Raw genomic sequence first — 17,547 nt, forward strand, 5'->3', positions numbered from 1 at the left:
GCGCTATGACCATTAACTATCGAGGGGATGCGGTCCGGGCCATCACCACTCTGGGGCTTGCTGGTGTCGATATTACTGAATGGCCCGTCAGTGTTGATGAAGTGGCCGCAATCAAAAGTAATATCGGATACAACACCGCACTTGCTTCGGGAATATTCGCGCTGGGTCAACTGAACCTGGTAGACGGTATTGTGAATCCGTTCAGCAACGAAAATGAAATCGACCTCCCGGCTTCGTCCGGACAGGTGTATGACGCAACGGGGGATTTTTACAAGAACGGAGTTGGTTCACCCAAGGCGACCTGGTCGAAGACCGTTGATTCCAGTGTCGGCGGGGCGGCGGGTTTTTCCATGCGCAATGTAGTGAACGCCATCAACCTGACATCCGATGGTGCTTTTGTGCGCGTGACACTATCGGCTCCGGCAACCGGTGAGGGGTTGAAGATCGACAACGTGAGTATCGGGGAACGCTCCGGTGCCACCGCCGATACCGTAGCTGCGCCAGTTTCCCTTTTATTTGGAGGGAATGCGGGAACCGGCACCATTGCCGCCGGGTCCACACTCACCTCAGACTGGCTGGAGTTTGCTATCGATTCGGCCAAGGATTATCTGGTGATCTTTGATGTGTCGAACGACACCGCAAACGACATGCTGGGGCTTGCCACCAGCGGGGATGGGTATTACGAGCGATCCAGTTTTAACGGGTATAACGTATCAAGCGGATCCGGATACACACTGGTGAACAGTGGGCAGAGTCTCGGATTGTCCGGATTTGAAGTGGCTGATGCGGATGCGAATGTCACGGTGCAATCTAAAGCGGTGACAGCCGACGCTGTGCCGGGCGAGGCCTTGCTCAGTTTTCTTTTGACACCGGGTGATGTTCTCACGCCGGATACGGATATCAAAGGTTATGTGTCCCGCGATGGCGGGAACACCTGGACGCAGGCGACACTTGCTGCAACACTGGCCGGATTTCCCTGGCAGAACCTGTTAACAGGTGGCGTTGATTTAAGCGGGCAGCCGAGTGGCACTTCTATGAAGTGGAAACTGGTGTCGGCGAACCACAAGGAATTTTATTTCGAAAACGTTTCACTTTTCTGGGACTGATTACATGAACCAATTCAGAATACAAGCCGAGTCCGCCAACCCGAGAACGCGCATCAAGAACGAAGCACGCAGGCGGATCGTGAACGTGGTCGGGCCTGGCTGGAAACAGCAGAATATTCAGGCACGTGCAGCGGAACTCCATCTTAAGGAAACACGTGGTGTGATCAATACTGAAGAGTCGGATGAGCTACAAGGAATTTTGAACTTGTGGGGATGGGTGAAAAGCGTACGTGCTGCCAGTGATTCTTTAGAGGTGTCTTTACCTGCCAATTACAAAGATGATTCCCATTGGCCAGCAGTGCCTGATTAGGTAGGTTTTTCTTGGCTTGATATCAAAATCCAAGGCGGGAATTTTCATTAAGTTTATCCGGAGCTTGTCTAAGTCCGCTTTGGACTGGTTGTCTATCGTGCTTTATCTACGATTGCGCGGATGTCGGCGTCGAGTTCTTTGGGTATGAAGGGTTTATTGATGACGCCATCGAAGCGGGCGGCGGCGATTTCCTTTTTCATTTCATCCTGGTCGTAGGCGGTCATGGCGATCACCGGCAATTGGAATCCGGATTCGCCTTTTGCGCGTTCGTGAATCTGTTGGGTCGCTTCAAAGCCGTCCATCACTGGCATTTCAAGATCCATCAGTACCAGATCAAACGTTTCCTGTTCCAGTTGTTCCAGCGCGAGTTTTCCGTTTTCGACTACGGTCACGTTGTGTCCCCGTTTGGTGAGGAGGCGTTTCGCCAGGTCCTGGTTGAGTGCATTATCTTCTGCGAGGAGAATTTTAAATCCAGGCAGGCTGGCAGGAGTGGGCATTGAGTATAACTTTCTATTAAAAAACGGAATGTGAGTTACGGAGCCGAGGTAAGTATTTTGAGGAACGTTTTATAGTTCCTTCCAGGATCCGATGATGCGACCGACTATCGGGTCGGGCTGTTCGCTCAGGCGGATTATCTGGACCTGGGAATTGGGGTTGATGGGTCTCAGGATAAGCCAGTCCTCTTGTCGCTCCAGATATTTAGCCGTGAGGCCCTCTTCATAAAATACCGCATACATTTTGTTTCTGGCAATGGTTTTATCGTTACGATCGATCACGATAATGTCGCCTGAGTGCAGCATGGGCTCCATTGACTGGCCATCCACGCGGCTGGCCACCAGATTGGATCGTTTTCCTGCAGCCCGGATGTGCAGTAAAACGTAATCCTCTACGTTATTTTCCTGGATGATTGGCTGGCCGGCTGCAATGGCGGAGTCGGTCAAGGGAATCGAGATATAGTCCTCCTTTCGGAAAGCGGGTCCTGATTTCATGCTGTCAGGCGCGACAATGCGAAGCTCGGGAGCCGGGGGAATCTCCCCAATGCGATCCCCGGCCGCATGCATCAGTGCGATACCGCTGGTTTCCTCCAGTTGACGAAGAAAACACAGGGAAATGGCACCGGAACCTTCTTCATACAGTGGCAGAACGTGTTCATGCAGCCCAAGAAAGCTGGCGAACCGGGAAGAGGACCAGCCCCTTTCCTGCCGCGCCTGGATCAAGCGGTTCCCGATTGCATGATGAAAGGAGGAGTTTTTGGGCAGGCCGGAAATCAGCCACTTCAAATCTATTTGAAAGTGATTGGCGATGAGGAAAAGGGTCTCTGCATCGGGAAAGGTGTCCCGTTGAAAAGCCTTTTTGAGCTTCTCATAGTTCAGGCCAACCTCCTGACAGAATTGAGACAGGGGGAGCTGGTTTCTCAAACAGGAAATTCGGATAAGTACATTTTTCATACGATAAAATTTATGGAAAACGGAAATTTTAATTGACTATCAGGGACGATTGTACCATACTCATAATTGAGGGGACAATATTCCCCTTTCGTTAATTTTCAATAAATTAAAAGTTTGAGTGCTTTTGTTTCCTGTCGACTCTGCGGGTTCGTGCCGGTCAATATTTTAAATGGAATACCAATAATTTAATTATAAAATTTTGGAAATCATAAAATTTTTTCGAATTTCGGGAGAGAAAAAAATGGAACGAGGAAAAAGGAAATTAAGTGCAGTGAAGAGGTGTTTGAAAACCGGGGCGCGCTGGAGGGTCTGCCAGCCGGAACAAGTTAAATTGCAAACGGGTGAATGCCTGAAACGGGGTTGCGGCAAACGCGGTCTCTACCCTTTTGATGGGGGATGGCGATGTTTTTATTGTGGTCGGTACTTGTATGAAACGGGGTCGCCACTCAGAGCTTTATGGTTTCATTTTCGGCTGGCGCGGGAGTACTGGAGGATTCAATGTGCCAATGGCCGGGATTTTATCAACGGGATACCGGTGCCGGGTGTACCCGATCCATTACCCCATCGTTTGCAGAGGGATTTGTCGGATCCGGAGCCCCCGGCCTGGTTCTCGGTTTTTGTTGAAGTGGATGAAGAGGGCTTCAAACATTTTCTTAAACAAAACTATATTCATTAACGAGGTCAGGAATATATGAAGGGAAAAATGAAAGACCAGAAATTAAAAGAATGTAGGGCAGCCGGTAAAGGACGTAACTTTTGCTATGGGACTACGCGGGTCGTGCCACTGGTGGAAGCGGATCATCATTGGAAAAAGGATGGAGAGATAACTGAAAGTATCGGATTGGGAATTCTGCAGGAGATCACATTATGCAAACGCCATCATCAGGAGCTCAGCGAAAAGGGTATTTTGAAATTCTTTAAAACCTATGATCTGACGGAGTCTGAAAATTGGGAAGAAGACCTGGAGCAAGACAGGAATATGAACTATCTGGACCCAGGAGTATTGGAAGGCGTGGCCAATTCCAGAAGAAGTGCACAGGTATCAAGCGGTTACGGATGTGTCCCGGGATATGAAGACCTTCGGCAAGCGAATATTATCCTGGAAGAAATAGCCTTAACGGACAAGCAGCTCATGGCGATTTGTCTGGTCTTTTATGGTGGTGTCAAAAAGAAACATGCGGCGCGTGCCATGAAAATATCGGCGCAGGCCCTTTCAGATCATATAAAAGCGGCGCTTAAAAAAATAAAAAGCAACATAAATAATTTATGAACGACTCTTTTCAGACTCCTCATTGAAAAACTTTACAATTCACAATCTTTCTAAATTGGGATATTTTGCTCAAGTCAAGTCACTATTTTTTTTCGAGAAGAATTCAACCCGAGTGGACTTTGAATATTTTACTAAATAATTTTCAGAAGCAAACTCTGTGGATATTACTTGTTGCGATCCTATTGAGTATGGTTTCCTTTCAGGTTACGAAATTACGCCAGGAGGAAAAGTGGAAAATTGACTTCGACCATCATGTGGAAAAAGCTTCTTTGGCTCTCAGGGGTCGATTAGAAGTCAATCGACAGATTCTCCATTTGTTACGTTCCTTATTTTATGCATCCAAACATGTAGATCGCGATGAATTCAAAATCTTTGCATCCCAAATTATTAAATCCAATGGCGGAATTAGAGCTTTGGAGTGGGTTCCCAGGGTAAAGGCAGAACATTATTTTAAATACAAACAACAGGCTATCCGTGATGGGTTTCCTCAATTTGAAACCCGGGAAAAAACAGCGGATGGGAATTTTGTGACAGCTGCCTCGCGTCCCGAATATTTTCCTGTTTTTTACATTGAACCCATGAGGGGAAACGAAAAAGCCTTTGGGTTTGATATGGCCAGTGACCCGACCCGTTTTGAATCCATGGTCACTGCACGGGATAAGGCTGAAGCTGTGGCTACAAAAAAGGTTCATCTGGTTCAGGATGAAGAAGAGCACGCAGGAGTGTTGATATTTTTACCCGTTTACGAGGGGAACAACCTTCCGAAGGATCCGGGAGGGCGTCGGGTCCGCCTTAAAGGATTTGTCCTGGGTGTATACCGGGTTGGTGATCTGGTGGAAAATGTTTTAGCTCCTATCATAAGACCGGATATGGAGTTGGCCATATTCCAGGGTGATGAAGATAATCCAGAAGACTTTTTGTTTAAAACTTTAAGCCCTGAACGGAAATTAGAAAGTCGCGAGGTATTAAATTTCTTTGGCCAGGACTGGCAACTGGTTTGGCAGGGTGATGCTTCGGGACCCAATCAGTACTTTCCGCATTTGATAGCCGGAATGGTGCTGGTTTTTGGTTTTTTATTTGCTATTGCCTTTGAATTGAACTTTTCCCGCCTCCAGGTAAAAACCCTTGTTGAAAATACTGTAGATGGAATCATCACCATGGATCAAAATTCCATAATCCGGTCATTCAATCCGGCTGCTGAGAAAATGTTCGGGTATAAGGAGGAAGAAGTTGTGGGTCGCAAGGTCGGCCTCCTGATGCCTGTTGAGTTTGTAAATAGATATGGAGACGGTTTGGAAAGATATTTAAAAACAGGTGATAAACGCATCATCGGGACTTTGGTGGAAATCATAGGGCGAAAAAAAAACGGGCAGGAGTTTCCCATTGAAATAGGGGTCGCTGAATTTAAAAGGATGGGGAATCGGATTTTTACCGGGACCATCCGGGATATAACAGACCGAAAGAAATTGGAGAATGAACTGGAGGCGTTGTCTCAAACTGATGGCCTGACTGGAATAGACAATCGACGTTCCTTTGATATTAATATTGAAAAGGAATGGAACCGGGCGAGTCGAAACCAGGAACCCTTGTCTCTGATCCTGATGGATATCGACTACTTTAAGAAATACAATGATACTTACGGGCATGTTGAAGGGGATGAATGTTTGAAGAAGGTTGCTGCAGGGTTAGGGAGTAGCCTCAATCGTGCCAGTGATTTTCTGGGTCGGTATGGAGGTGAAGAATTTGTCGCCATTCTGCCGGGAATAGCATCAGAGAAAGCCCTGGAGATCGCTGAAAATATAAGAAAAACGTTAATTAATTTGAAAATTGAACATGCCTCAAGCGATATTGGGGATCACCTGACGATCAGCCTGGGAGTGGCGACCATAATAAATACCAAGGACCGAAAAATCGAGGTTCTGGTGAAGGCCGCTGACAAGGCCCTCTATGAGGCGAAACAAAAGGGTCGAAATCAAAGTGTCGCAGTACTCATTTGACGAAAAGAATATTTTCTGAAGAAAATATCAATCCATCCTGGGTTCATTTCCAAACCCGCACTCCCTCTTTAGTTTTTCCCCTGTGATCTTCTGATAGTAATCAAAACAATCGGATCGGTCTGTTGGAACTTTTTCAACAAACGCGCTTTCGAGATATTCACCTAAAGTGGTCTCCCCATCCTGATTCCAATCCCTTTCACCCTCAACAAAATCCTTGTTCCAGGCCGTCAGGAAGGCCTGGAAAATAAGGAGAACCCCCAGGGTTGAGATACTGATGCCGAGGAACTTTCCGACCCTTGGCAAAGGCCATTTACCGATATAGGATTTTTTTCCACAGGTGTGGCAAAGCACACCGGGTCCGCCAAAGAAAAAGGGGAATACCAGAATGATGAACTCCGGGCCAAAAAAGTAAAAAACCACCAGGCTCAAAGCAACGGGCCAGATCGCATTAAATTTTCTGACCTGGGTGGGTTCGGTGTCAGGACTTCCACACTCGGGACAGGTGATCGGATCCTCTAATGCGGAATCCAGTTGAGATTCTCCATCACTCTGTAATATCTGGCGGGCTTCTTCTGCACGGTCCGACGGAACCATCACCTTCACACCCCCCAGAGCCTGAGACAAGAGCCAGTCAATTGAAATAGTGTGCTCATTTCTGAGGAAGGCCGGAATGCCTGCATCACGCAAACGTTTCTGCGCGATATGCGCCTCGTAAGGCTGGGAATAGGTTCCAACTGTTTCCAGTGTTTCCATACGGCTTCCATATTTGGAAAAATTTCAGTATCTTTCTATTGTACCGGACCAGCCTTTAAAAGAAGATATCGAAAATGAAGAGTCTGCCCGGTTACTATTTTCACCTGACTCTGCGATAATACGGCAAGGAAACTTATGAAGATACTCGTTTGCATTAAACAGGTTTATGATACCGGCGCCGCTTTGAAGATCCAGGATTCCAAAGTGGATGGCGAAGCGTTGCCGCGTGTGGTCAACCCCTACGATGAATTTGCCATTCAGGAAGCGGTCAAGATAAAGCAAGCGAACCCTGAGGCCAGTATCACCGTCATTTCCCTGGGGCCAGAGAAGTTCAAGGATACGCTCCGGACGGGTCTCGCCATGGGCGCTGACGAGGCGGTTCATTTGCTCGATCCGGAATTTGACGGCATTGATTCTTCGGGTGTGGCCCACGCATTATCCCAGGCGGCTGTAAAAAAGGGTTTCGACCTGATCCTCTGTGGACGGCAAGCGGTCGATGATGATATGGCGCACATCGGTCCTGCCATGGCGGTAATGCTGGACGTGCCCTGCCTTACGGTAATCACCAAATTGGTGTTTGCTGACGATTATCAATCCGCCACTGTCACCCGGCAAGTGGAGGGGGGATCGGAAGTTTATGAAATTGGTCTTCCCTGTGTGCTCACCTGCCAGAAGGGTTTGAACGAGCCACGCCTGCCCTCGCTGAAAGGCATCATGAAAGCCAAGAAAAAGGAAATCAACGTATGGGATGCCGCGGCTATCGGGTTTGATAAGGAAAAATACGGCGCAACAGCCAATCGAGTCCTGCAGATGGAGCTCTCTCCACCCCCTTCACGCAAGAAAGGGGTGATCCTTGAAGGGTCAACACAGGAAGCCTGCGCGGAATTGGCTCGGATTCTGCGTGATGAAGTTAAAGTGATCTAATGGAAAATAATATGGAAGAAGCAGAAAAGGTAGTTGAAGAAGCGCAGGGAGATTCTGCCTCCGATCCAGATAGCCGGACTTCTGCGGCATCCTCCTCTTTCTGGAACCGGTACAAGGCGGAAATGGGACTTGCGGCTGTAGTGCTTTATGTTTTCCTTCTGGCGCTCGGTACTATTGGAGAATTGTTTAATGTGGAATGGATCCTCGACCTACCCCTGTTTCGGCCCCCCGGTAAATATTAGAAGAACAGGAGTAATAATCTACTTTTGTCCGGGAATGAGATGATCAATGGGCAATCCGCGTTGCATCCTGTAATCCAGGTCGATAACAAAAGTACGCAACAGGGAATCATCTGAAGCCCGGCGGATTTCCGTTACTTCATTCGGAGATTTGCAGAGCGCGAAATAATATCCTATTTGATCTTTTTGAGATTCAATCACCTGGTCCCAGCGGTCGGTGACATAAACCACCGAATAGTCATCTTCCACCTCATCAATCAACCCCTCCTTCACTCCCTCAATGCCCATGGCCGCGCAGGCCGCCTCGTTGCCGGGATGAGGTCCTTTTTTCGGGCCGGATGGGTAATTTTCCAGGACCCACCACATCAAACCGGCTCCCAGCAGTATCCAGACGACAATCAATTTTGATCTTAATGCATCGTACATAGCGGTGACGTATCCAGTGTCTTATCTATGTTTAGGTTAATTGGAAAACCTCACATTGCAAGGGCGGAAAAGAATACGGTGCAGGCTGTAGATCAATGTTCTTGCATTGGAAAGGATCATTGTGTTTCATAGATAAGTAATGGCCTCAAAGGAAAGTTTGCTATGAACCAGAAAATTCTGGTGGTGGAAGACGAACCGAGCATCGCCGATACTCTGATCTATACGCTGGAGAAGGAAGGGTTTGATCCTACCCGTGTAGCTACATTATCAGAGGCGCGCGAACATCTGGCCGCGCGGTCCTACACGGCCATTGTGCTGGATGTCGGTCTGCCAGATGGCAACGGTTTCGAGTTCCTTAAAGAAATTCGCAAGGATCACTCAACACCGGTCCTGTTTTTGACGGCAAGGGATGATGAGGTGGATCGCATCGTGGGCCTTGAAATCGGTGCTGACGATTACATCACCAAACCGTTCAGCCCGCGCGAGGTCTCGGCGCGGGTCAAAGCAATCCTGAGACGGACCACCCAGGTGCCTGAGGATCAGAAAAGTACCTTGTTCCTGGTGGAGGAGGATAAACGAATCATCCGCTTTCAGGGAAACGCATTGGAATTGAGTCGGTATGAATACGGGATATTGAGCCTGTTGCTCAAGCGACCGGGTCAGGTGTATTCGCGCCAGCAGATCATGGAACATGTCTGGCCCGACCCGGATATGAGTTTCGAAAGAACCGTCGACACGCATATCAAAACCATCCGCGGGAAATTAAAAGAGATCAGCGATGAAGAAATCCTGGTGACCCACCGGGGAGTGGGATATTCGATCAAGGAACGCTGAAGCAGATTATTTTATTTTAAAAACACTTATTAGAACTGTTCCAAAAACCCTGGTTGGAAACCGTGTGAAATATTCGTCCAAAATTTTTGTCAGCATCATTCTAGTGCTGGGCCTTGGTTTCTGGGGCTACGGATATTGGCTGATGAAGGAAATCCGCAGTCAATATGCGCAGAGTATGGAAGACTCGCTGGTTGATTTCTCCAATGTTCTGGCCTCTTACCTGTCAGCGCAATCCAATAATGGGAAACTTTATTTTAAGGATTTTGGCGAAGCCTTTCGCAATTTCAGGAAGCTTGAATTCAACGCCAAAATACACGGCGTTTTTAAAGACAGCAGTCCCATCCACGCATACGTCACCGATGAAAAAGGAATCGTGGTTTTTGATTCGCGAGATCCCAATAACGTTGGCCAGGATTATTCCAAATGGAATGATGTTTATCTGACGTTAAGAGGAGAGTATGGTGCACGGTCAACACGGATGGACTCTAAAGACCCGTTGTCTTCTGTATATTTTATTGCCGCCCCCATCGTGCATAGCGGAAAAATCATCGGAGTAGTATCCGTCATCAAACCGGAACAAAGCCTGCAGAAGTTTATTTCGCAGGGGCGGGAGAAGTTTTTTTCGATAGGGCTGCTGGTGGTGCTTGCGGCTTCAACGGTTGCCGTTCTGTTTTCCTATTGGCTGACACGGCCTATCCGATCGTTGTTGAAGTACGCCAGAGAGATTACTGGTGGCGGAAAAGCCCGGCCACCTAAAACTGGTTCGCATGAATTTGATAACCTCGGCCAGGCCTTCGATGAAATGAGAATTTCATTGGAAGGTAAAAAATCGGTTGAGAATTTTGTGCAGCACCTCACGCATGAACTGAAAAGTCCGCTGACTGCCATTCAAGGTGCCGCCGAGCTGTTGCAGGACGACATGCCTGCTGACAAACGAAATCTGTTTGTCTCCAATATTGAGACGGAAACCAAACGAGCCCGCAGGCTGTTGGATGAATTGCTTTCCGTAGCTGAACTCGAAAGCCGCAGTTCACTTAAAGATATAGAGCGCTTTTCTGTGTCCCAGATGCTACGGGAAATAACAAAATCCTTTTCTGCTTTGATCGAGAAAAAAGGTCTCCAGCTTGATATTTCTATAAAGGGTTCCAACCATTTTATTAAAGGGGAACGGTTGTTGATTCATCAGACCCTCAGCAATCTGTTGATCAACGCCATTGATTTTTCACCGGAAAAGGGAACCATTTTTATTGAGATAGACAGCGATGACCGACATATTAAAATTTCAATTCGGGACCAGGGACCCGGGATTCCCGAATACGCCCGGGAACGAATTTTCGAGAAATTTTTTTCGCTGGAACGACCCGGGACTGGCAAAAAAAGTTCCGGCCTGGGTCTCAGTTTTGTAGAGGAAGCCCTGTCCCTGCACTCTGGCACCATCAGGTTAATCCCCACTCCAAGCGGAACCCACTTCCAGATCACAATTCCCCACTCTTAGAGAGACCTCTGCAGAACCCTAAAATCAAAGCAGATCGGTCTGGTAGCAATGATGGCTAACACCCGTCATCGCGAGCGACCAGAGGGGGCGCGGCCAAGGTATTTTTCCTAAGCTTTCGTGCCCCGAAGGGGTAGATCCAGAGGTCTGGATTACTTCGTCGCTATCGCTCCTCGCAATGACCCAATCCTTCCCGGGGGGTGCAGGACGAATTCATGGAAAGTTCATAGAGACTTCATATTAGGTTCATAGTCCTTCTCCAAAATTGGGAAAAATAAACTGGAGGACGCTATGAGTGACGTGAAGAAAAAATTTTTTGCTAACAGCATCTGGATTAAAATCTGGCTGATCGTTTTTATTTGTTTGATCCTGCTCATTCCTGTAGGGCAGGTGGAAGATTTGATTCATGAGCGACATCATTACAGCAATCAGGCCAAAGATGAGGTGACCAGAAAATGGTCGCGCAAGCAAAGCACCGGCAAGGTCGTCTTGTCTGTACCCATTATTCAGACACGCACCAGACTGGACAAGGAAGGGAAAAGCGAGACTTATGACCATCATAACTACGTTCATTTTTTACCGGACACGCTCCTGATCACAGCGGATACCCAGAGCCACGTTAAAAAACGCGGACTCTACACCATTCCCCTTTACGAAACCCGACTCGTGTTGGAAGGCGGGTTTTCCAATCTCGAACAGTACACGCAGGATCTCAAGAACACAAAGATACTCTGGAAGAAGGCAGAGTTAAATCTTGGTGTGGACGAGGTGCGAGGTCTGAAAGAAGTTGAGGTGCAATGGAATGGCAACAAACTGGACCGGACGATCGGCAATATGGCTTCCGGTGTTTGCGGAAGCGCGATTCGATCCAAAATCCCCGGCACATCCGATTTTGTAAAAGAAAAAGGAGGGAAGTTTCATATCACGGTTGGTTTGAAAGGCAGCGACGCGTTGGAGTTCTTACCTTTCGGTGGGACAACAAAAGTGAATATGGTGTCCAACTGGCCGGACCCCAGTTTCGATGGTTCTTTTTTACCGGACAGCTCGGCTATCAGTAAAAACGGATTTCAAGCGGAATGGAGTGTATTGGGACTGAACCGAAACCTCCCTAAATCCTTCAGCGGCAGGCGTTCCTTGAAAAACCTTCAAAAGGAAAGTCGCTTCGGTGTGCGTTTCCTGATGCCCCTGCAAAATTATCAGTTGAACACCCGGTCGGTGAAATATTCCTTCCTGTTCGTTGCCTTAACGTTCGCCACCATGTTCTTCATTGAAATTTTATACGGCCTTAAATTCCATCCCATGCACTACACCATCACCGGCACCGGACTCTGCCTGTTTTACCTTTTACTGATTTCGGTATCCGAGCACATAGGTTTTGCCTTGGCGTATGCGGGTGCATCGGGCGCAACCATCCTGACCATTTTCCTTTATGTACTGGGTGTGACCCATGCGAAAAAAGGAGCGTTCATCGTTCTGATGCAATTGTCCGTTCTCTACGGTTTCCTTTTTGTGCTGCTCAAGCAGGAAGATTTAGCATTGGTGGTGGGCTCGGTTGGCCTGTGGTTTGTCCTGGCTTTCATCATGTATGTCACCCGGCATATCGACTGGTTCAACATTCAGTTGCCGGAATCCGGAAAACCTGACCGAAACCTTGCTGCCGGATAACGGTTCTGCTAAAGCAAACCCTGGTGATTTCCCTCCCCTGTTAAGGGGAGGGGCTTTCTATTCAACCTCCCCTATATTCTCGCCTTTGCGCGGGTGAACTTTTTTTAAGGGGCAAGCAAGGAGGCCTCCCTCGACAGGCTCAGGGTGACATTTTAGACTCCGTCTTGTCATTCTGAGGACCAACGGGACGAAGAATCTCGCCTTTGCTTTTGATTTTCTAGCTTTGCAAAGACCACTTTCAATGGTGAGACAAGTTCGGTAGTCTTACTTAAGTTTTTGGGTGTCCTTTGGCGTACTTTGCATTAGAATTACCTCATGATCCGGTCGTATCCTCCCGATAAAGCAGTTAATTCCATTATGAAAAAATACGTCCCTTATATTGTTGCCATTTTTCTTTGTTTCAGCCTGGCCTCGGAAAGCTGGGGTGCACGGCGCAATGGAAATCCGTTTTACGTTTCCGCTGCGGGGGCCCTTGTTATCCCACAGGACTCCGAGCTGACATCCGGTAATGGCGCGACCAACACCGCACTGCAGGCAGCAGAGGCCGAATCGGAGTTATCCACTGGGCTTGGCGTCAATGCGGCGATTGGTTTGTTCTTCAAAAGGCGTTTCCGGGTTGAATTTGAGTACGCGTACAAATCGGCTGACATTGATCAGGTCAACCTGACTCTCCCGGCAGGGAATACGGTCGTCCCTTCTCAAGGCGATATGAGCATCAATACGTTTATGGCAAATGCCGCATTCGATTTCAGAAATTCGAGTCGCATTTCACCTTACCTGGGTGCTGGATTAGGAGTTGGACTGGTGGATTTTCAAAACCCGACCTTTACCACCGGCGGTGTAACCATTCCCAGTAGCACAGACAATGATATGGGTTTCGCCTATCAATTATTCGGGGGGGTCAATTACTGGATCAACCCGCAGGTGGTCGGATTCCTGGGCTACAAATATATGAGTGTCAGCGATCCCACAATCGGCATGGTCACGCCCTCCATCGACACACATAACTTTGAACTGGGCATCCGTTACTATTTCAGCAGACCCTGATTCCCTGCGATTTCAGAATATTTTGTAATCCTTTGGATAATCGTTATTTAGACGTTCCCTTATTTCGAATACATAGGTTTGTCTTAGAATCAGTTTCACATTCAAAGTATATATAATACGGAATGGTCCTGATTTGCCTGAGTGGGCAGTCTTTTGGAATTAAACGGGGAAGAATTTGAATCGGGTTTTAAGCAATGCGTTATTTAAAAATAAATTCCACCCGCCTTATTGTTCTTAATCAACCACCAAAATAGGTTTCGTAAAAATTTTTCCGGTCTTTTGCGCAACGGAAGCCCACGTCCAGCCTTTTTGCAGAGGGATTGAGTTTCTCGCGATAAGCTGCCCGCGCCTTTAGCGCCACCACCTTCGTGTATTCTTTCTTCGGGAAATGCCCGACTCCCAGATACGACATGCCGCGCACTACGACATGTTTGCCATCAAAATATTTGGATTCATACGTGCTCCTGGGATAAGAACGGTAATAATCGTTCACCCACTCCCACACATTGCCGATCATATCCTCGACGCCATAGGGACTGGCTCCTTCCGGAAATGAACCCACCGGCATCAGTCCGCGCCCGGTTTTACTTCGTGGCGATAAGCTGAGGTTGGCCCTGTTGCCATCGAACATATCGCCCCACGGGTACGTGATCGGGTTTTCGCCGCGCGCCGCTTTTTCCCATTCGGCTTCAGTTGGTAAACGCTTGCCCGCCCACTCGGCATACGATGCGGCATCGAAGTAACTGACCCCATGCACGGGGAAGTCATCTTGTCCCTCGGGATAACGCATTCCCGACCAGGTTGGAGGCGGTGGATGGTCGGTTGCCTGACTGAATATGTAAAACTGTTTATTGGTGACCTCGTACCGGTCGATAAAAAAATCATCGAGGTGAAACCGCCGTTGCGGCGACTCATCAGCGTACCAGGGTTTGCTGAGTCCCATCGAAAGCGCGTGGCCCTCGGTGTCTTTCTCATCACTGCCCATGCTGAAATAACCGGCAGGCACCAGGACCATTCCCTGCGGCGGAGGCTCGGCACAACCGCTCGTGGCAAGCGCGAACGCGAGTACAAGCAGCATCAAATATCGGGTAAAAAGGATTTTCATAGATGCAGTGTAGCACTCCATAAAATTTTCAGGTAACCGGTAAGGAGTGTACTACAATAGTCAGCATTCACTAGAGAGCTTTGCATAACCTAAACATTTTCATGGTGGAAAGTTTACAAGTCTTGAACTAACTATTTTCCCTCCCCTTGTAAGGGAAGGGTTTGGGAGGGGTCATGAATACAACCTCCCCTGGATCCCCTCCTTTTTTAAGGAGGGGAGTTGATTCAAGACCCAGTATTCCTGAAGTATGGGAAGCCCTCCAATCAATAGAACAGGAAAGCGCATGCAACTCAAACCCGCCGAATGGCCTCTTGAAACGATTTCCATTGAGGAACTGCGCCCGGACCCGGTCACCGATTTTGCGCTGAGCCCGGTGCCGCACAAGCTGATCGAGTCAATCCGCCAGATGGGTGTCCTCACGCCGCTTCTGGCCTGCCGACAGAACGATACGGTCTCGGTGATCTGTGGGCACCGCCGACTGGCGACAGCAAAAGATTCGGGTATCTCCACCCTGCCGGTACGGATTGCAGGGAGTTCCCTCACCCCTGAAGAAAAACTGTTACTGCAACTTCAGGACAACCGGGTCCATCGGAGTCTGTCGGACATCGAAACCGGGCGTGCGCTCATTCGCCTGTCGGCAACTGATCTGGATGAAAGCGAAATCATTGAACATGTTTTGCCCCTGTTGGATCAGCAACCATCGAAAAAACGTCTGCACGATTTTTTAAACGCGCGGGAGTTTTCGAAAAATCTGCAGATCACCCTGCACAACCTGGCCATTCCGCTGCGGACCTATTCGATGCTGTACCCTTTAAGTGACGCAGACCTCGATGCCATCCAGCACCTGCTCACCGTTTTACAGCCCGGTGCCAACAAATGTCGCGACTTGTTTGAATTGATCGGAGAAATTGCCGACCGCGACGCGGTCACCCCGGTTTCCCTGATAAACGACTCCGCCATTCAAAACGCGCTTGCAGATCAGTCGCTGAATCCCGGCGACCGGTACCAGGCGGTTCACCAGCACCTCTTCCAGAAACGCTTCCCCACCCTTTCCGAATTGCGGATCGAAGTCCGCCGGTCTCTCAGCCAGATGAAACTCGACGGCAAGGTGCGCATCCGTGTGCCGGAGCATTTTGAATCGGGCGAGCTCAAGGTGGAATTCAGCTTCCACACCCACGCTGAGTTCATCGAAAAGGCCGAATGCCTGTTCCGTGCCTCCGATTCTGAAGCCCTCTCGGATCTCTTGAAAATAGTTCAATCCCCCCAAAGCCATACAAACAAACGCTGAACTTGAATCGCCCTAACTCCTGTAAAATCAATGAGGTTGACGTAAATCCCATTCCATAATAGGATAGCAGTCAACACCCAAACACAACCTTGCGCTGAGCACCGGTGCAGCAAGGTTTAAGTATTTTTGCTGTCACCCTGAGCTTAGAGCCTGTCCTGAGCTTGTCGAAGGGAAGGGGCGCCGTGTCAGTGATTCCCCCTTTAAGGGGGAAGCGAAGCAGGGGGATTTGACTGCTTCGGTAGCGCAGAGACCCCGATTTCTGGAAACAAACCGGACCGAATATTGTATGAACCAGAATAATTTCACAGCGCATCGCAAAAAGTTCCCTGGCACTGGCCGTAAGGTTGCAGTGGGTGGAGTACAGGGTTCCCGCCAGATATTGCATGTCGATCTCGATGCCTTCTTCGCGTCGGTGGAGCAGATGCGCGATCCATCGCTCAAGGGCAAGCCGGTGATCGTCGGTGGAGACCCCAACGGGCGCGGTGTGGTTGCAGCAGCATCTTACGAAGCGCGCAAGTTCGGTGTGCATTCTGCAATGCCCGTAGCGCGCGCCAAACGTTTGTGTCCCGATGCCATATTCGTGCGCGGATCGCACGGACTCTACAGCGAAATATCAAAACAGTTTTTTGAAATTCTGGAAACGTATTCACCGCTGGTCGAATCGATGTCGCTCGACGAGGGGTATATCGACCTCACCGGGTGTGAGCGCCTGCACGGCGGTCCGGCAGAGAAGACCGCGGCACGTATCCGCCATCAGGTTGAAGACGAACTCGGTATCTGTGCCTCCATCGGCATGGGCACCAACAAACTGATCGCCAAGATCGCGTCCGGTATGGCAAAGCCCAACGGTTTCCTGCGCGTGCCGCCCGGTCAGGAACGCAACTTCCTCAAGCGACTGCCGATCAAGCGCATTCCTGGTATCGGCCCCAAAGGCGAAGAACAGTTACGCCGCCTGGGGATCAAGACAGTCGGGCAACTCACCATGCTGCCGCTCGATGAACTGGAGAGGAGTTTCGGCGAGTGGGGCACACGGCTCTATTATCGTTCACGCGGACAATGTGACTCACCCGTGCGCGCGCGGGAAGAAGCAGCGAAGTCCATCAGCCGGGAGACCACGCTGGAAGAGGATTCGCTCGACCGTCCATATCTGAACGCAATGCTGAGTTACCTCACCGAAAAAACCGCTGCGCAATTGCGCGAAGAGGGTTTGTATGCGCGCACCGTTACGCTGAAACTCAGGTTCTACGATTTCAAAACCATCACGCGTTCGCGTACTTTGTCCGAAGCGTCCTGCGAAGATCATATTCTGTTTGAAAGCATCAGCAAACTGTTCACACTTGCCGCCATGGATCGCATACCCGTGCGGCTGGTCGGCGTGTCGCTGAGCGGACTCACCACGGACCGGCAGAAACAGCTCGACCTGTTCCACCCGACAGCGCCGGAGCGGTGGGGTCGGTTGTATAAAGGCATCGACCGCCTGCGCACCAAGTACGGATTCGAAACCATCCTCCGCGCCAACAGTGTCCTCCGCGGACGGCGAACAGGAAACAATGCTGGATAAAAACGAAGGGGATTAGTAACTTAAAATTTAATTTACTGCCCCACCGCCAGGTGGTCCTCCGCGGACAGCGAACAGGAAACAA

At 49.2% G+C, this 17,547-nt stretch carries 18 protein-coding genes; 13 read left to right on the plus strand and 5 right to left on the minus strand.

Annotated elements, in window-relative coordinates:
* Positions 1-5: 5 nt before the first annotated feature.
* A complete protein-coding gene (locus tag G3M70_06045; GenBank protein QPJ61471.1) occupies positions 6-1,106 on the plus strand; it encodes a hypothetical protein in 1,101 nt (366 codons plus the stop codon).
* 4 nt (positions 1,107-1,110) lie between these two features.
* Positions 1,111-1,416 (plus strand): hypothetical protein, encoded by a 306-nt coding sequence (locus G3M70_06050; GenBank protein QPJ61472.1) that lies wholly within the window; start codon positions 1,111-1,113, stop codon positions 1,414-1,416.
* Between the two features lie 92 nt (positions 1,417-1,508).
* On the opposite strand, the gene G3M70_06055 is transcribed toward G3M70_06050, so the two are convergent.
* Together G3M70_06055 and G3M70_06060 are read right to left on the minus strand one after the other, a co-directional pair.
* Positions 1,509-1,913, minus strand: coding sequence for a response regulator (locus G3M70_06055; GenBank protein ID QPJ61473.1), 405 nt, complete (start codon positions 1,911-1,913; stop codon positions 1,509-1,511).
* A gap of 69 nt (positions 1,914-1,982) precedes the next feature.
* Positions 1,983-2,864 carry a hypothetical protein gene (locus G3M70_06060; protein ID QPJ61474.1) on the minus strand — a complete coding sequence of 294 codons (882 nt, stop codon included), beginning with the start codon at positions 2,862-2,864 and terminating at the stop codon, positions 1,983-1,985.
* Between the two features lie 241 nt (positions 2,865-3,105).
* Between G3M70_06060 and G3M70_06065 the strand changes: the two genes are divergently transcribed.
* The 3 genes from G3M70_06065 to G3M70_06075 all read left to right on the plus strand — a co-directional run bounded on the left by G3M70_06065 (position 3,106) and on the right by G3M70_06075 (position 6,131).
* Positions 3,106-3,540 carry a hypothetical protein gene (locus tag G3M70_06065; GenBank protein QPJ61475.1) on the plus strand — a complete coding sequence of 145 codons (435 nt, stop codon included), beginning with the start codon at positions 3,106-3,108 and terminating at the stop codon, positions 3,538-3,540.
* A gap of 27 nt (positions 3,541-3,567) precedes the next feature.
* Positions 3,568-4,134, plus strand: a complete 567-nt coding sequence (locus G3M70_06070; protein QPJ61476.1) for a hypothetical protein — start codon at positions 3,568-3,570, stop codon at positions 4,132-4,134.
* A 188-nt stretch (positions 4,135-4,322) separates the two neighbouring features.
* The gene (locus tag G3M70_06075) at positions 4,323-6,131 is read left to right on the plus strand and encodes a diguanylate cyclase (protein QPJ61477.1); all 1,809 of its coding nucleotides are present in this window, start codon (positions 4,323-4,325) and stop codon (positions 6,129-6,131) included.
* 27 nt (positions 6,132-6,158) lie between these two features.
* On the opposite strand, the gene G3M70_06080 is transcribed toward G3M70_06075, so the two are convergent.
* Positions 6,159-6,884 (minus strand): DUF2007 domain-containing protein, encoded by a 726-nt coding sequence (locus tag G3M70_06080; protein QPJ61478.1) that lies wholly within the window; start codon positions 6,882-6,884, stop codon positions 6,159-6,161.
* Between the two features lie 135 nt (positions 6,885-7,019).
* Here G3M70_06080 and G3M70_06085 point away from each other — a divergent pair, with 135 nt between their 5' ends.
* Entirely contained in the window at positions 7,020-7,808 is a 789-nt protein-coding gene (locus tag G3M70_06085) for an electron transfer flavoprotein subunit beta/FixA family protein (GenBank protein ID QPJ61479.1), read from the plus strand.
* 11 nt (positions 7,809-7,819) lie between these two features.
* On the plus strand, positions 7,820-8,050 hold the full coding sequence (locus tag G3M70_06090; protein QPJ60356.1) for a hypothetical protein: 231 nt from the start codon (positions 7,820-7,822) through the stop codon (positions 8,048-8,050).
* 18 nt (positions 8,051-8,068) lie between these two features.
* On the opposite strand, the gene G3M70_06095 is transcribed toward G3M70_06090, so the two are convergent.
* Complete coding sequence (locus G3M70_06095; protein QPJ61480.1) at positions 8,069-8,473, minus strand: hypothetical protein; 405 nt, start codon at positions 8,471-8,473, stop codon at positions 8,069-8,071.
* Between the two features lie 162 nt (positions 8,474-8,635).
* On the opposite strand from G3M70_06095, the gene creB reads away from it, so the two are divergent.
* The 4 genes from creB to G3M70_06115 all read left to right on the plus strand — a co-directional run bounded on the left by creB (position 8,636) and on the right by G3M70_06115 (position 13,511).
* On the plus strand, positions 8,636-9,307 hold the full coding sequence (creB, locus tag G3M70_06100; GenBank protein QPJ61481.1) for a two-component system response regulator CreB: 672 nt from the start codon (positions 8,636-8,638) through the stop codon (positions 9,305-9,307).
* A gap of 64 nt (positions 9,308-9,371) precedes the next feature.
* Entirely contained in the window at positions 9,372-10,802 is a 1,431-nt protein-coding gene (gene creC / locus G3M70_06105; protein QPJ61482.1) for a two-component system sensor histidine kinase CreC, read from the plus strand.
* Positions 10,803-11,090: 288 nt separating this feature from the next.
* Complete coding sequence (gene creD / locus G3M70_06110) at positions 11,091-12,464, plus strand: cell envelope integrity protein CreD (protein ID QPJ61483.1); 1,374 nt, start codon at positions 11,091-11,093, stop codon at positions 12,462-12,464.
* Positions 12,465-12,821: 357 nt separating this feature from the next.
* Complete coding sequence (locus tag G3M70_06115; GenBank protein ID QPJ61484.1) at positions 12,822-13,511, plus strand: porin family protein; 690 nt, start codon at positions 12,822-12,824, stop codon at positions 13,509-13,511.
* Positions 13,512-13,749: 238 nt separating this feature from the next.
* Here the strand turns inward: G3M70_06115 and G3M70_06120 are convergent, their stop codons facing one another.
* A complete protein-coding gene (locus G3M70_06120) occupies positions 13,750-14,616 on the minus strand; it encodes a formylglycine-generating enzyme family protein (protein ID QPJ61485.1) in 867 nt (288 codons plus the stop codon).
* A gap of 283 nt (positions 14,617-14,899) precedes the next feature.
* On the opposite strand from G3M70_06120, the gene G3M70_06125 reads away from it, so the two are divergent.
* Entirely contained in the window at positions 14,900-15,904 is a 1,005-nt protein-coding gene (locus G3M70_06125) for a ParB/RepB/Spo0J family partition protein (protein QPJ61486.1), read from the plus strand.
* A gap of 286 nt (positions 15,905-16,190) precedes the next feature.
* Positions 16,191-17,465 (plus strand): DNA polymerase IV, encoded by a 1,275-nt coding sequence (gene dinB / locus G3M70_06130; GenBank protein QPJ61487.1) that lies wholly within the window; start codon positions 16,191-16,193, stop codon positions 17,463-17,465.
* The last annotated feature ends 82 nt before the right edge of the window (positions 17,466-17,547 follow it).

The sequence above is a fragment of the Candidatus Nitronauta litoralis genome, assembly GCA_015698285.1.
Taxonomy (GTDB): Bacteria; Nitrospinota; Nitrospinia; order Nitrospinales; family Nitrospinaceae; genus Nitronauta; species Nitronauta litoralis.